This window comes from Microbacterium sp. AK031 (assembly GCF_024807145.1).
GTDB lineage: Bacteria > Actinomycetota > Actinomycetes > Actinomycetales > Microbacteriaceae > Microbacterium.
The window spans coordinates 463,691-477,174 of the sequence record NZ_JANUCA010000002.1; the positions used below are offsets into that span (position 1 = coordinate 463,691).

Consider the following 13,484-nt stretch of genomic DNA (forward strand, 5'->3'; position numbering starts at 1 on the left):
GCGTGAGCCGTCCATGCGCCGACTGCAGGCGCGCGGACGGCTCACGAAGCCATCACGCTGCGGGCAGTGCCGCGACGACGTCGATCTCGACGAGAATGTTCGCCAGCTGCGAGCCGACGGTCGTGCGCACCGGGTAGGGCTGCGTGAACGACTCGGCATAGGCGGCGTTGAATTCGGCGAAGTCGGCGAGGTCCTGCAGGTGGACGGTCGTCTTCACGCAGTCGTCGAGCGTCAAGCCGTGCTCGGCGAGCACGGCGCTAATGTTCTTCAGCACCTGGCGGGTCTGCGCGGCCGCGCCCTCCGGCACCTCTCCGGTGGCGGGATCCTGCGGGCCGAAGCCCGCGGTGTAGAGGAAGCCATTGGCCACGATTCCCTGGCTGTAGGCACCGACGGGCTGCGGTGCGTTGGTGATCTGGATGCCCTGCTTGGCCATCTTCTCTTCCTTCCTGTTGGCGGTCTTGTGGATCGATCGGTCGATCAGCGCAGCGCGTGTGCGATCTGATCGGCCGACTGTCGGAGGAGCGGAACGTGCCCCTCCAAATGGGTGAGGTCGTGGACCATCCGCAGAGCCGTGATCGACACGGCACCCACGACGCCCGCAGGGGTCGTGATGGGCACGGCGACGCAGTTCACGATCTCTTCGAACTCTCCCTGGTCGACAGCCCATCCCCGGGCGGACGTCTTCTCCAGCTCGGTGTCGAGCTCGGCTCTGGTGGTCAGCGTCTGCGCCGTGTGGCGTGTCCAGTCGGCGCCGGCGAGAACGTCGTCCCGGCGCTTCTGCGGGAGCGCTGCGAGAATCGCTTTGCCCACGGCGCTGCGATTCGGATGCACCGGCGACCCGACCCGGGAGTACAGCCGCACCCGGCGCGGATCCTCGACCTTGTCGACGTAGAAGATCTCGTCCCCGACAAGCCCCGCGACGTGCACGGTGTTGCCCACCACACGATGCAGCTGTCGTGCGGGCACGTGCGCCGCCTCTTTCAATGCGACATTCTCCAGCGCGGCGGCGCCGAGCACCGCGAGGCGGAACGCGACCGCATAGGTGCCGTCATCGCGTCGGCGCACGAAGCCGACCTTCTGCAGCGTCTGCAGCTCACGGAACATCGTCGAGCGATGGATGCCGAACTCCACGGCGAGGGGCGAGACGGCCTTGGGCTCCTCGGCAAGGGAGTCCAGAATGGCGGCGGCGCGCTCGACGCTCTGCGACATCTAGATCACGTCCGCTCGACGCAGGCCGCGTCCGGGAAGGGCTGCGGTCAGCTCGCCGTCTGCGAGCACGGGAACTCCGGCGACGAGGACGTCGTGTATGCCGACTGCGTCCCGCAGCGGCTCTTCATACGTCGCCTGATCGGTGACGGTGCGCGGATCGACGACGACGAGGTCGGCCACTGCGCCCTGCTCCACGACACCGCGTCGGCCGAGGCCGAAGCGCTCGGCTGCCGTGCGCGAGAGGTGGGTCGCGGCATCCGTCCAGCTCCAGGTGCCGAGTTCGTGCACGTATTCACGCAGGTAGCAGCCGAACGTGCCGCGGGCGCGCGGATGCGGGTGGGCACCGATGAAGATGCCGTCTGAGCCTGCGACGTGGGCCGGGTGGGCGAAGATCCTGGCGAGTTCGGATGCCGGCCGCTCGTGCGCCACGGCCATCACGACGTTGGCCTGCAGGCGGGTCGCCCGCAGCACATCGAGCGCGAACGAGATCGGGTCAGTGCCTGCCTTCTCGGCTGCGGCGGCGATCGTCAGCCCGTGCGTCCAGTGGTATTCATCGGCAGGCACATGCGCGAGCGTGAGCATGGTCGGCCAGTCTGGTCCGAGGCTCGGGTTGCCGTCGATCCTGGGAAACCAATCCCGGCGCAGGCGCTCACGCTCCTCAGGGTCTGCGAGGGCGGTGATCACATCGGCGACGGGCTGCGCAGTGAGTTCGGGAGGGAGGAGCGGCATGCTCATGAGCGAGCAGCCGCGGATGTACGGATACGCATCGAAGGTGGCTTCCAAACCCCGTGCGGCGAGTGCGTCCATCTGGCCGATGACGATGTCAGCGTCGGCATGGAAGTGCGAGACGTGCACGGCGAGCGGGGCACCGGATGCCGCGCCCGCGCCATCCGCGATCGTGGCGATCTCGTCGATGCCTGCGGCGGCGTTGCGCTCGTAGCCGCCGCGCATATGGCTGACGTAGACGCCTCCGGCGCGGGCGACAGGTACGCAGAGCGCCGCGAGCTCATCCGCGTCCTGAAACATGCCGGGCACGTAGTCGAGACCGGTCGACAGCCCCACTGCGCCGTCCGCCATGCCCTGCGCGACAAGGTCGGTCATCGCGGCGAGCTGCGCCGCATCCGCCGGCTCCTGTGAACGACCGCACACCTCCCAGCGCACGGTCCCCGCCGGAACGAGGACGGCCGCATTGAGCCGGGAAGCGCCGTCGATTGCCGAGAGGTAACCCTCGATGCCGTCGCCGGCATATCCGGTGAACGGCCCGTTGATCGCGCCGAAGTACTCCGACGCGTACGCGCCGTCGCCCGGCGCGTATGAGACGCCGTCTTGTCCGGCGATGATCGTGGTGACGCCCTGGCGCAACAGTGCGCGCTGCACACCGGCGTCGTCTCCGCCGCCCGTGAGCAGACCGTCTGCATGGGAGTGCGCGTCGATGAACCCGGGCATGATCAGTCGATCGGTGCAGTCGATGATCTGGTCGTCGGGTCGTGCGGTGACCTCGCCGACCTCAGCGATGTGCCCGCCGACGACGAGCACATCGGCGAGCGTGACCGCGTCAGAGCCGACGACGGAGCCTCCCCGGAGGACGATCCGAGAGCTCGGTGCCTCCGCCATCAGAAGAAGGTGTGGATCAGGTCGACGACGACGTCGGATTCCAACGACTCGACGACCGGCAGCACCGTCCACTTGTCGAAGGCGGTGCAGGGGTGCGACAGCCCCAGACGCACGAGGTCACCGATCGCGAGATCGCCACCGCGCACGTACGTGTGCTGGTCGTTCATCGCCGAGACGGATGCTGCGGGCAGAGGCTGCCACACGGCACCGAGCTGTGCGCTCATCGCACGAGGGATCGGTAGACCCTCGTCGAACGGGAAGTCCCGCTTGCCGCCGTCGATCAGCGCCAGTCCGGGCTCGGGATGCGAGACGACGCGGCCGACACCGAACATGCCAGGAATGAAGCGGGGCTCATCGTCGCTCGCTCGCCCCTCGTCGAACGGTGAGATGCCGCGGTAGAAACCGTCGTCGTGAACGATGTAGGCGCCGGAGCGCAGAGTGAACAGCGTGCGGCCTCCGCCTGGCCGCTCGGCGGCGTTCGCACTCGCGCCCGCCTCGGCGTACACCTGGGCGACGAGATCGAAGTAGGCGCTGCCACCCGCGGTGACGTACACATCGCCGTCGTCGTAGAGATGGCCGATGCGCTCGTGCAGCTCGATCTGCCGGCGCAGGTAGGTCTCGACCGCGTCGATCGCGTGGACGCTGCGGTCGTGCGCGAGAGATCCCTCGTAGCCGGCGACGCCGGCGAGGCGCAGTACATCAGATGCCGCGATGCGCTCGGCGATCGCGATCGCCTCGTCGATCGTGCGGGCGCCAGTGCGGCCGCCTTCGCCTCCGAGTTCGACCAGCACATCGAGCTTCCGCGGCGCACCTCGCAACGGCGCCTCCATCGCCTCGACCGTGGCGATGGAGTCAGCCCAGCACACGAAGCGGAACTCGGTGTCGGCGAGTTCACCGGCGAGGTAGCGCAGCGAGCGCTCATCGACAGCGGCGTTGGCCAGCATGATCGAGGAGACGCCGAATGTGCGGGCGGTGCGTACTTGCCCCATGGTGGCGAGCGTGATGCCGAGCGAGCCCGCATCCAGCTGTCGCTGCCAGAGCACGGGAGCCATCGTGGTCTTGCCGTGCGGCATGAGTTCGAGCCCGCGCTCCGCGCACCAGGTCGCCATGGTCTCGACGTTGTGACGCATCGCGGCGTCATCGAGCACCACCAGCGGCGTCCAGAACTCCGACAGTCGCGGGCCGGATGCCAGGAACTCCGCCGTCGTCATCCCGATCGCTCGTTCGGGTATCCCCTTGTGCCGTGCCGTCAACCGGATCTCTGCGAGCTCGTTCATCCCTCATCCTCCGCATTGTTCATAGTGTGCGTATGTTGCAACGTGAATTGCAGGTGACGCTCACTCAGGTCACACTCGAAGTGTAGTCGCGCTCCTGCCGCGTCTCGTCCGTGCCCTCCACGACAGCGCTCTCTGAAAGGCGACACCTCGTGCTCGACAACTCCTCGCTCTCCACACTTTTCGGCGATGTCCCCCTGATGGCGATCCTGCGCGGGATGGGCGCGGAGCGCACCCTCGCCGTCGCGAGCGCCGCCTGGGATCTCGGCATCACGAGTGTCGAGGTGCCGGTGCAGACGTCGGCGGACGTCGAGGCGCTGCGCGTGCTGGCTGAGGCTGCCAAGGAGCGCGGCCTGACGGTCGGCGCGGGAACGGTCGTCTCCGTCGAGCACGTGCGTCAGGCTGCCGAGGCCGGCGCCTCTTTCACAGTCAGCCCCGGGTTCGACCTCGAGGTCGTCCAGGCCTCGCACGACGCAGGGATGCCGGCGCTGCCGGGCGTCGCCACTGCGACGGACGTGCAGATCGCGATGAAGTCAGGCCTCACGTGGCTCAAGGCCTTCCCCGCGTCCCTGCTGACTCCCGCCTGGTTCAAGGCCATGTCCGGGCCGTTCCCGCAGGCGCACTTCGTGGCGACCGGGGGCATGGACTCGACGAATGCCGCGCAATTCCTCGACGCGGGTGTGCGTGTCGTCGCCGTCGGCTCCGCGCTGGAGGACCCGGCACAGCTTCCGGCGCTCGCGAGCCTGCTCCGCGCGTAGCATCCGCGACCAATAGGCTGAGCACATGGCTGAACGCTCTGAGATCGAATGCTGGCTCACCGACATGGACGGCGTGCTCGTCCATGAGAACGACGCCATACCCGGCGCCTCCGAGCTGCTCGCCGGGTGGGAGGCCGAAGGGATCCCGTATCTGGTGCTGACCAACAACTCGATCTTCACCGCACGCGACCTCTCGGCACGGCTGCGCTCCAGCGGTCTGAACGTGCCGGAAGACCGGATCTGGACCTCGGCTCTCGCCACCGCCGCATTCCTGCAGCAGCAGGTTCCTGGCGGGTCGGCATTCGTCATCGGCGAGGCCGGCATCCTCACCGCCCTGCACGACGCCGGGTTCGTCATGACCGAGACCAACCCCGACTTCGTCGTCGTCGGCGAAACCCGCACCTACTCCTTCGAGGCGATCACGAAGGCGATCCGCCTGATCAACCGGGGCGCGCGCTTCATCATCACAAACCCTGATGCCACCGGTCCGAGCGTCGAGGGGCCATTGCCCGCGACCGGTGCCGTCGCGGCGTTGATCACCAAGGCGACCGGACGCGAGCCCTACGTGGTCGGTAAGCCGAACCCGATGATGTTCCGCTCGGCGCTGAACAAGATCGGGGCGCACTCGAAGCGCACCGGCATGATCGGCGACCGCATGGACACCGACGTCGTCGCCGGCATCGAGGCCGGTCTGCACACGGTGCTCGTCCTGACCGGCATCAGCGACCAGGCCGAGATCGAGAGATATCCGTTCCGCCCTGACGAGATCGTGAACTCGGTCGCCGATCTGCTGCCGTCAGGGCCATCGGAAGGCTGACGCCATGGACCAGCGCGACCTGCTCTTCCTCGTGATGATCCTGATCGGGGTCAGCACCCTGACGATCATCATCGTGCAGTTCGTCCGCTCCCGTCGGCGAGGCCCCGGCGACGATGACCGCGGCGGCAACTGGTGGGAAGGCCCCTGGGACGACGACCGGAAGAAGTGACGTCAGCTCAGCGTCAGGCTGCGGACGGACGCCACGGGCTCCGGCATCCGCAGCGGCCCGGACCCTGGTGTGATCGTGCCGAGGATGCGCGGCTCACGCGCACCCGTTCCGCCAGGAATGACGGCAGGCACACCGTGCATCGTGCACCAGCCGATCAGCGCGAACAGGATCGCCTCCTTGTTGTCGGCGGATGCTCCCAGCTCATCGGCGAACACGACCTCGGTGTCGGGCAGGGCGGCACGGAGACCGTCCATGATCAGCGGATTGTGGCATCCGCCGCCTGACACCGCGAGGAAGCCGACGCCGGCGGCCCGCACATCGTCCGCGACGGTCCGCACCGTCAGCTCGGTGAGCGTGCGCACGAGATCGGTGACGCGCACGTCGCGGCCCAGCGCAGACGCGTGCCCGCGCACGTAGTCGAGGTGGAAGTGCTCCTTGCCCGTGCTCTTGGGTGCGGCCAGTGCGTAATAAGGATCGGCGAGCAACGACGCGAGCAGTTCGTCGTCGACGTCGCCGGAGAGCGCGACGCGCGCATCTTCGTCGTAGCCGAGCGGATTCAGCCCGTACTTCGCGATCACGGCATCGACGAGCGCGTTGGCCGGCCCGACGTCGTAGGCCGAGATCGCTCCATCTGCGACGACGGTCATGTTCGCGATGCCGCCCAGATTCAACGCCGCCGAGGTTCCGGCGCGCCCCCGGAGCAGCAACTCGTCGAGGAACGACACCAGCGGCGCGCCGTGCCCGCCGGCCGTGATGTCACGGATGCGCACATCCGAGACCACCGGGGTGCCGACGCGTTCCGCGATCCAGGCCGGCTGACCGATCTGCAATGTGCCGCGGGCATGACCGTCGTCGACCCAGTGGTAGACCGTTTGCCCGTGTGTGCAGACGGCATCGACGCCGCCGACGGATGCCGCAGCATCCGCCGCCACGTCGGCGAACGCCTGACCGATCAAGGTGTCGAGTTCGCACACCTCGGCGAGAGTCGTCTGCGCAGGGGGCAGCGCCGCCACGAGCCGTGCGCGCAGCGCAGAGTCGTACGGCACGCTGCCTTCGTGCAGTACCGTGCCGTGCACGGCACCATCCACCTCGCTGAAGTCGACGACCGTCACGTCGATCCCATCGTGCGAGGTGCCCGAGAGCAGGCCGAGTACGAGCATCCGTGGTCCTTCCGTCGCCCTCCCTCGAGCGTACGACGGATTTGTTAGGCGTGTGTGCGTATCGGCCCGGACTATCTGAGGGCGAGTGCGGCAGCGCCGATCAGCGGACCCTCGTCTCCCAACCCCGAGCGCACCACGCGCGCGCGGCGGGAGTAGTCGTGCGCGGCGCTCGCGGTGAGCGCCTGCTGAACGAGGTCGATATAGTCGTCGGACACCCGGGAGAAGCCTCCGCCGATCGCGATCATGTCGAGGTCGACGAGGGTTGCGGCGTCCGCCAGTGCCTCGCCCACTGCGCGGGCCGAGCGTTCGATCGCCGCGCGCGCGACCTGATCGCCGGATGCCGCGTCGCGAGCAAGATCCTCGCCGGTGGCGCCCGTCCACCCCTGAGTCTGCGCCCATGCGGCGCTGGCCGGACCGGAGGCGATCTCCTCGAGTGTCAGCCCGCCCTCGCGGCGCACCTGCCCGAGGTGACCGGCGTTGCCAGACGCTCCGGAGATGTACCGGCCGCCTACGACGAACCCGCCACCGACCCCGGTCGACACGACGATAGACAGCGATGATCGGGCTTCACACGTCGCTCCGAGCCAGGCTTCGGCGAGCGCGAGTGCGCCGCCGTCATGCCCGAAGACAGTGTTCACGTCACGGCCGAGAACAGCGGATGCTGCGCCCCGCACCGCGGCGGCGAGGCCGTAGCCGCGGGCCTGAGGCATGTTGACCGGCACGATCGAACCTGTCGTGAGATCGATCGGGCCGGCGCTGCCGACGCCCGCGCCCACGATCTCGGCGCCTTCCGGCAGCTGTGCGAGTGCATGCGCGATGACGGTCTCGACGGCGGCATCCAACGATTCAGGCGTCGCGGTGCGGCCGGTGGCCTGCCTGCTGCGGCTGCCTGCGACCAGCATCCCGTCGTCGCCGACGAGCGCGGCTTCCAGCTTCGTGCCGCCGACGTCGACGGCCAGTGCGTAGCGAGTCATGCGCCGCGGGTCACTGCGGGTCGAGGCCGAGGTCGTCAAGGTCGAACGCCGCCAGCCACTGCAGCCCCTCCGCTTCGATCGCGGTCTGTGCGCCGGTCTTGCGGTCGACGATCACGGCGACGGCGACGACCTCGGCGCCCTCGCGCCGCAGCACCTCGACGGCCTTGAGCGCGGACTGGCCTGTGGTGGAGGTGTCTTCGAGCACGACGACGCGCTTGCCTGCGATGTCGGCGCCTTCGATCTGACGGCCGCGGCCGTGGTCCTTGGGCTCCTTGCGGACGACGAACGCATCCAGCGGGTGGTCGGTGCCGACCGACGCGTGCAGCACCGAGTTCGCGATCGGGTCGGCGCCGAGGGTCAGCCCGCCGACGGCTTCGACATCGAGGTCGCCGATCAGGTCGAGCATGATGCGGCCGATCGCCGGAGCGGCGCGATGGTCGAGGGTGAGGCGGCGCATGTCGACGTAATACGTCGCCTGCTTGCCGCTGGAGAGGGTGAAGTCACCGTGGAACACGGCCTCGTCCTTGATGAGAGCGAGGAGGGACTGTCGGTCTGCGTCGAGTGCGGTCACGGCATCCAGCTTAGAGCCGCCGGCGTCGCCCTCCAGATGTGTCTGTCGTCGCCCTTAGGCTGGATGCATGCGCCTGGCCACCTGGAACGTCAACTCCATCCGCACCCGCGTGCGCCGCACCGTCGAATTCGCGGTGCGCGAAGACATCGACGTGCTCGCGATGCAGGAGATCAAGTGCAAGCCGGAGCAGTTCCCCTATGCAGAGTTCGAAGAGGCCGGGTACCAGGTCGAGGTGCACGGCCTGAATCAATGGAACGGCGTCGCCATCGCGAGTCGCCTGCCGATGACGGACGTATCGACGGCCTTCGACGGGATGCCGGGCTTCGCCAAGGGCCATGAGGGGCCGGATGCTCCGCTCGAGGCGCGCGCGCTGGGCGTGACGGTCGACGGCGTGCAGATCTGGAGCCTGTACGTGCCGAACGGTCGCGCTCTGGACGACCCGCACTACGCGTACAAGCTGCACTGGCTCGCCGAGCTGCGTCAGCACGCGGCATCCGCTCTGCAGAAGAACCCCGACCTGCCGCTGGCCCTCGTCGGTGACTTCAACATCATCCCTTTCGATTCCGACAATGGCGATCCGGACATCGTTGAGGGCGTCTCGACCCACGTCTCCCCCGCCGAGCGCGCCGCGTTCTTCGCCTTCCAGGATGCGGGCATGACCGACGTCGTGCGTCCGCTGCTGCCCGAGGGGTACACGTACTGGGACTACCAGCGACTGAAGTTCCCCCGCAACGAGGGCATCCGCATCGATTTCGTGCTCGGTTCCCCCGCGCTCGCCGGCGCCGTCACCGGTGCGTCCATCCACCGCAATGAGCGCAAGGGCGAGCAGCCCAGCGATCATGTCCCGGTGGTCGTCGACCTCGATTTCGGTGGCACCGACGATGACGACGACATGCCGATGATCTTCGCCTGACACGCGGAGCGCCGACAAGCCCAGTGACCGGCAGATTCAGGGACGGATCGGCTCATCTGCCCATGACACCCCGCCTGATAGCGACCGATCTCGATGGGACTCTCTTGGACTCGGCATCCGCCGTGTCACCGCGCACGCGTCGAGCACTCGACGCAGCACGCTCCCGAGGCATCCACGTCATCCCGGTCACGGCTCGTCAGCCGATCGGCCTGCGCATGATCGCAGCCGAGGCGGCGTTCGACGACTGGGCGCTGTGCGGCAACGGTGCGTATGCGACGCACCTGGCAGACGGGCGAATGCTGTTCGCAGAGGAGCTCCCGTCCGAGACGCTCCGCACGCTCACGGAGGCGCTGCGCGCGTGCGTCCCCGATCTGCTGTTCGCGAGCGTGCGTGACGGCGGAGAGACATTCGTGGCCCAGCACGGCTACTCACAGATCGCGAAGCTCTCCGATCACAAGCGCGATCCGCGCACGATGGGCGGCGTTCCCCTCGACCAGGTACTGGCTGCGCCCAGCCTGAAGCTCGTCATCCGTCATCCGGAACTCGCACCCCCGATTCTGTTCAACATCCTGCGGGACCTCGGGCTCACGGGATTCGAGGCGACGCTCTCGGGCGCGCCCTTCGTCGAGGTGATGGCTGCGGGCGTGACCAAGGCCACCGGGCTGGCACGGCTGTGCGAGCACCTCGAGGTCGAGCGGGCCGACGTGGTCGCGTTCGGCGATGCGCTCAACGACGTCGAGATGCTCCGATGGGCGGGGCGCGGCGTCGCGATGGCCGGGGCGGATCGTCTCGTTCTGGATGCCGCCGACGAGGTCGCCGCATCGAATGACCAGGATGGCGTCGCGCAGGTGCTCGAGCGGATGCTGGGCTGACGGAGTCGCACACCATCGTCCAGAAACGCGACAGCCCTGACCGGCGCCCCGTCGCCATCGATTGTCGTCGAGTTGACCGCGGCGGGGCTGAACTCGTCCGCTACCAAGGTTTCGATCAAGATGATCGTGGGATCGGCCCGCGTGTGGGTGGTGGCCGCATCGCCTGGGTGGAAGATCCAGACGGAAACACCCTCGCTATCGAGACCGATGACTGATCACCCTGTCGATGAACGATCCGCAGGAGTCACTCCCCAATCGTCCCGGTGCGCACCGGCCCTGGCTCGGGTGCGTAGCGCAGGCTCACGGCGCCGTTCTCGCCGACCTCGGCACCGAGCAGTCTGAGGTTCGCAGCGGCGGCGCCGTCGGGGAACACCTTCTTGCCCTGGCCCAGCACGACGGGGTAAACCCAGAGCTGCAGCTCGTCGAACAGCTGCTCTGCAAGCAGGGTCTGCACGAGGTCGACACTGCCGATCACATGGACGTCCTCATGCTGCGAGCGCAGCTGAGCGATCTCGGCCGGAAGGTCTGCGCCGACGCGCGAGCTGCCCTGCCAGTCGAGATCGAGGCCGGCATCGCGAGAGGCGACGTACTTCGGAACCCGATCGAACAACCGCCCGATCGAGCCCTCCGGACCCGTCGTGTGATGTGGCCAGTACGAAGCGAAGACCTCGTAGGTATGGCGGCCGAGCAGCAGCGCGTCGAGCGTCGACATTCCGTCCATGACCCACTTCCCCACGGCCTCGTCGGGAACCCCTGCCTGCCAGCCGCCGAAGGGGAAGCTGTCTGTGGTGTCCTCCTCCGGGCCACCGGGCGCCTGGGCGACGCCGTCGAGAGTGGTGAACAGATCGATGATGATGCGGCCAGTCATGATGTGACACCCTGCAATTCGAAAGAAGCGATATGGAAAGTCGAGGCGAAGGAGTCCAAGAACGACTCCTCGCCGCGGACGACCGCGACAACGTCCTGTGCGATCGCCTCGGTGGGCGTGATCTCACCCCCGATGAGACGGCGGATGCCGGGTCCTGCGACGAGCACGGCATCCGGTTCGCCGTCTGGCATCCGTGCCCCCACCGGTGGGGCAGGCGGCGCGGCGGATGCCGCAGCATCTGCACCCCCGTAGCGTTGAGGCATGTCCGCATCATTCCGCGCGCTCACCGCGAGCCAACGCCGATCCGACGCGCTGCTGGCCGCCGTCGTCTTCATCGCCGGCGTGATCAGCGCCGCGCTGTCGGCCGTGTCCGAGATCTACGGCGACGAACAGGCGCCACTATGGCAGGCGCTGGTCTATCTCGTGTTCCTGGCCGCACCCCTGGCAGTCCGACGCGTCTGGCCCGCGCAGGTCGCGATCATCGTGTCACTCGCCTACTTCGTCGCCGTCACCCTGCGCGTTCCCGAGCTCTACGCGGGCAATGTCGCGATGTTCATCGCCTTGTACACGGTCGGTGCGTGGATGGCGAACCGCCGTGCAGCGATGATCGTTCGGGCCGCGATCATCGCCGGGATGTTCGCCTGGCTGATGATCACGATGTACCGCGACGCGATCGACACCGCCCGCGAGGAGGACGTCATCGCCGGTGCCATGTCGCCCTATCTCGCATTCATGATGTTGCAGCTACTGGTGAATGTGCTCTACTTCGGCGGCGCGTACTACTTCGGCGAGCACGCGTGGCGGGCTGCCATGCAGCGTCAGGCGCTCGAACGACGCACGGTCGATCTGGAGCGTGAGCGCGAGGTCACGGCCGCGCAGGCCGTCGCGCTGGATCGCGTGCACATAGCCCGTGAACTGCACGATGTCGTCGCCCACCATGTCTCGGTGATGGGCGTGCAGGCAGGGGCGGCGCGAATGGTGATCGACCAGGATGCCGGCACGGCGAAAGAGATCCTCGCCGACGTCGAAGACTCGGCACGTGAAGCAATCAGCGAGCTGCGGCACCTGCTGGAGACGTTGCGATCATCCGATGCCGAAGCGGACGACACCGCATCCACCGTCACGCTCGCCGACATCGCACAGCTCGTTGATGCGTCGGACTCCGCCGGCGTGCCGACCGAGTTCACGGTGATTGGTGATCCGAGGCCGGTGCCGTCTGTGACGCAGGTGAATCTCTACCGGATCGCACAGGAGTCGCTCACGAACGCCCGCCGTCACGCCGGCCCGGAGGCCACCGCCGACGTGCGCCTGCGCTATCTGGATGAGGGCATCGAGATCGAGATCGTGAACACCGGGCGTGCGGCGCTCGCCCCACGACCGGGAATGGGGCAGCTGGGTATGCGCGAACGTGCACTCGCGTCGGGCGGGACGATCGAGTCGGCGCCGCGCGAGCGCGGAGGTTGGCGCGTGCGAGTGCGGGTTCCGCTCTCCGCGCCTGCCGCACTGGCAGGAGCGACCGCATGAGCGATCCGATCCGCGTCCTCCTCGCCGACGATCACGCGATGCTGCGTGCCGGATTCCGCACCATCCTCGACATCCAGCCCGACATCACGGTCGTCGGAGAGGCATCCACGGGTGCGGAGGCGGTGGCAGCAGCATCCGCACTCAGACCCGATGTGATCACCATGGACGTGCAGATGCCGGACATGGACGGTATAGAGGCGACGAGACGGATCGTCGCCGACGGCGACGTGCAGGCCGCGATCGCGATCGTGACGACGTTCGATCGCGACGACTATCTTTTCACGGCCCTGGATGCCGGTGCGGGAGGCTTCCTGCTCAAGAACAGCGGGCCGGAAGATCTGATCGCCGCAGTGCGGGTGCTCGCCGCCGGCGACGGGATGCTGGCGCCCGAGGTCACCCGCCGTGTCGTGCAGCGGTATGCCACGACGGCGCCCGAGGCGGCGACGTCCACCCCGTCGCTCGAATTCGCCGAGCGCCTCACCGATCGCGAAGCGGAAGTACTCGCGCTCGTGGCCGAGGCGATGAGCAACGCGGAGATCGCGGCCCGACTGTTCATCGGCGAGGCCACGGTGAAGACGCATGTCTCACGCGTGCTGCAGAAACTCGGAGCCCGCGACCGCGTGCAGGCCGTGGTGCTGGCCCACCGCTACGGACTGGCGCGATGACGCGGGCGCGACTGCACCGATGACGCGGGCGTGATTGCGTCGATGGGAGGAAAACGCATCGGAACTCGCGCGGCGAGGTGCGATTTCCTCCCATCG

Annotated in this window: 16 protein-coding genes; 7 read left to right on the forward strand and 9 right to left on the reverse strand. The window is 67.9% G+C overall.

Features of this window, described 5'->3' with window-relative positions:
- Positions 1 to 52 precede the first annotated feature (52 nt).
- Genes HDC95_RS07540 through HDC95_RS07555 form a run of 4 tightly spaced genes read right to left on the reverse strand, consistent with a single transcriptional unit; the run spans position 53 to position 4,100 of the window.
- Positions 53 to 433: a RidA family protein gene (locus tag HDC95_RS07540; protein ID WP_259062706.1), complete on the reverse strand. Its 381-nt coding sequence runs from the start codon at positions 431 to 433 to the stop codon at positions 53 to 55.
- Between the two features lie 44 nt (positions 434 to 477).
- Positions 478 to 1,209: an IclR family transcriptional regulator gene (locus HDC95_RS07545; protein WP_259062707.1), complete on the reverse strand. Its 732-nt coding sequence runs from the start codon at positions 1,207 to 1,209 to the stop codon at positions 478 to 480.
- Positions 1,210 to 2,823, reverse strand: a complete 1,614-nt coding sequence (locus HDC95_RS07550; protein ID WP_259062708.1) for an amidohydrolase family protein — start codon at positions 2,821 to 2,823, stop codon at positions 1,210 to 1,212.
- Positions 2,823 to 4,100: an alanine racemase gene (locus HDC95_RS07555; protein WP_259062709.1), complete on the reverse strand. Its 1,278-nt coding sequence runs from the start codon at positions 4,098 to 4,100 to the stop codon at positions 2,823 to 2,825. The genes HDC95_RS07550 and HDC95_RS07555 overlap by 1 nt, the downstream gene beginning before the upstream one ends.
- Positions 4,101 to 4,249: 149 nt before the next feature.
- Here HDC95_RS07555 and HDC95_RS07560 point away from each other — a divergent pair, with 149 nt between their 5' ends.
- From HDC95_RS07560 to HDC95_RS07570, 3 genes are read left to right on the forward strand one after another with little or no spacing between them, the layout of a single operon-like run.
- A complete protein-coding gene (locus HDC95_RS07560) occupies positions 4,250 to 4,855 on the forward strand; it encodes a bifunctional 4-hydroxy-2-oxoglutarate aldolase/2-dehydro-3-deoxy-phosphogluconate aldolase (protein ID WP_259062711.1) in 606 nt (201 codons plus the stop codon).
- Positions 4,856 to 4,880: 25 nt separating this feature from the next.
- Positions 4,881 to 5,672 carry an HAD-IIA family hydrolase gene (locus tag HDC95_RS07565; protein WP_259062713.1) on the forward strand — a complete coding sequence of 264 codons (792 nt, stop codon included), beginning with the start codon at positions 4,881 to 4,883 and terminating at the stop codon, positions 5,670 to 5,672.
- Between the two features lie 4 nt (positions 5,673 to 5,676).
- Positions 5,677 to 5,841: a hypothetical protein gene (locus HDC95_RS07570; protein WP_259062715.1), complete on the forward strand. Its 165-nt coding sequence runs from the start codon at positions 5,677 to 5,679 to the stop codon at positions 5,839 to 5,841.
- A gap of 2 nt (positions 5,842 to 5,843) precedes the next feature.
- On the opposite strand, the gene HDC95_RS07575 is transcribed toward HDC95_RS07570, so the two are convergent.
- The 3 genes from HDC95_RS07575 to pyrE all read right to left on the reverse strand — a co-directional run bounded on the left by HDC95_RS07575 (position 5,844) and on the right by pyrE (position 8,546).
- Complete coding sequence (locus tag HDC95_RS07575) at positions 5,844 to 7,001, reverse strand: anhydro-N-acetylmuramic acid kinase (RefSeq protein WP_259062716.1); 1,158 nt, start codon at positions 6,999 to 7,001, stop codon at positions 5,844 to 5,846.
- 71 nt (positions 7,002 to 7,072) lie between these two features.
- On the reverse strand, positions 7,073 to 7,975 hold the full coding sequence (locus HDC95_RS07580; protein WP_259062717.1) for an ROK family protein: 903 nt from the start codon (positions 7,973 to 7,975) through the stop codon (positions 7,073 to 7,075).
- Positions 7,976 to 7,985: 10 nt separating this feature from the next.
- Positions 7,986 to 8,546 (reverse strand): orotate phosphoribosyltransferase, encoded by a 561-nt coding sequence (gene pyrE, locus HDC95_RS07585; RefSeq protein WP_259062718.1) that lies wholly within the window; start codon positions 8,544 to 8,546, stop codon positions 7,986 to 7,988.
- A gap of 67 nt (positions 8,547 to 8,613) precedes the next feature.
- On the opposite strand from pyrE, the gene HDC95_RS07590 reads away from it, so the two are divergent.
- On the forward strand, positions 8,614 to 9,459 hold the full coding sequence (locus tag HDC95_RS07590; protein ID WP_259062719.1) for an exodeoxyribonuclease III: 846 nt from the start codon (positions 8,614 to 8,616) through the stop codon (positions 9,457 to 9,459).
- 62 nt (positions 9,460 to 9,521) lie between these two features.
- Positions 9,522 to 10,331, forward strand: coding sequence for an HAD family hydrolase (locus tag HDC95_RS07595; protein ID WP_259062720.1), 810 nt, complete (start codon positions 9,522 to 9,524; stop codon positions 10,329 to 10,331).
- Between the two features lie 244 nt (positions 10,332 to 10,575).
- On the opposite strand, the gene HDC95_RS07600 is transcribed toward HDC95_RS07595, so the two are convergent.
- Positions 10,576 to 11,199: a dihydrofolate reductase family protein gene (locus HDC95_RS07600; RefSeq protein ID WP_259062721.1), complete on the reverse strand. Its 624-nt coding sequence runs from the start codon at positions 11,197 to 11,199 to the stop codon at positions 10,576 to 10,578.
- Complete coding sequence (locus HDC95_RS07605; protein ID WP_259062722.1) at positions 11,196 to 11,462, reverse strand: hypothetical protein; 267 nt, start codon at positions 11,460 to 11,462, stop codon at positions 11,196 to 11,198. The genes HDC95_RS07600 and HDC95_RS07605 overlap by 4 nt, the downstream gene beginning before the upstream one ends.
- Here HDC95_RS07605 and HDC95_RS07610 point away from each other — a divergent pair.
- Both HDC95_RS07610 and HDC95_RS07615 read left to right on the forward strand, forming a co-directional pair.
- Entirely contained in the window at positions 11,461 to 12,723 is a 1,263-nt protein-coding gene (locus tag HDC95_RS07610) for a sensor histidine kinase (RefSeq protein WP_259062723.1), read from the forward strand. The genes HDC95_RS07605 and HDC95_RS07610 overlap by 2 nt on opposite strands.
- A complete protein-coding gene (locus HDC95_RS07615) occupies positions 12,720 to 13,388 on the forward strand; it encodes a response regulator transcription factor (RefSeq protein ID WP_259062724.1) in 669 nt (222 codons plus the stop codon). The genes HDC95_RS07610 and HDC95_RS07615 overlap by 4 nt, the downstream gene beginning before the upstream one ends.
- The last annotated feature ends 96 nt before the right edge of the window (positions 13,389 to 13,484 follow it).

Coding starts and splice junctions, on each gene's coding strand:
- HDC95_RS07540 (WP_259062706.1), bottom strand. CDS start 433: ATGGCCAAGCAGGGCATCCAGATCACCAACGCACCGCAGCCCGTCGGT.
- HDC95_RS07545 (WP_259062707.1), bottom strand. CDS start 1,209: ATGTCGCAGAGCGTCGAGCGCGCCGCCGCCATTCTGGACTCCCTTGCC.
- HDC95_RS07550 (WP_259062708.1), bottom strand. CDS start 2,823: ATGGCGGAGGCACCGAGCTCTCGGATCGTCCTCCGGGGAGGCTCCGTC.
- HDC95_RS07555 (WP_259062709.1), bottom strand. CDS start 4,100: ATGAACGAGCTCGCAGAGATCCGGTTGACGGCACGGCACAAGGGGATA.
- HDC95_RS07565 (WP_259062713.1), top strand. CDS start 4,881: ATGGCTGAACGCTCTGAGATCGAATGCTGGCTCACCGACATGGACGGC.
- HDC95_RS07570 (WP_259062715.1), top strand. CDS start 5,677: ATGGACCAGCGCGACCTGCTCTTCCTCGTGATGATCCTGATCGGGGTC.
- HDC95_RS07575 (WP_259062716.1), bottom strand. CDS start 7,001: ATGCTCGTACTCGGCCTGCTCTCGGGCACCTCGCACGATGGGATCGAC.
- HDC95_RS07580 (WP_259062717.1), bottom strand. CDS start 7,975: ATGACTCGCTACGCACTGGCCGTCGACGTCGGCGGCACGAAGCTGGAA.
- HDC95_RS07590 (WP_259062719.1), top strand. CDS start 8,614: ATGCGCCTGGCCACCTGGAACGTCAACTCCATCCGCACCCGCGTGCGC.
- HDC95_RS07595 (WP_259062720.1), top strand. CDS start 9,522: ATGACACCCCGCCTGATAGCGACCGATCTCGATGGGACTCTCTTGGAC.
- HDC95_RS07600 (WP_259062721.1), bottom strand. CDS start 11,199: ATGACTGGCCGCATCATCATCGATCTGTTCACCACTCTCGACGGCGTC.
- HDC95_RS07610 (WP_259062723.1), top strand. CDS start 11,461: ATGTCCGCATCATTCCGCGCGCTCACCGCGAGCCAACGCCGATCCGAC.
- HDC95_RS07605 (WP_259062722.1), bottom strand. CDS start 11,462: ATGCCTCAACGCTACGGGGGTGCAGATGCTGCGGCATCCGCCGCGCCG.
- HDC95_RS07615 (WP_259062724.1), top strand. CDS start 12,720: ATGAGCGATCCGATCCGCGTCCTCCTCGCCGACGATCACGCGATGCTG.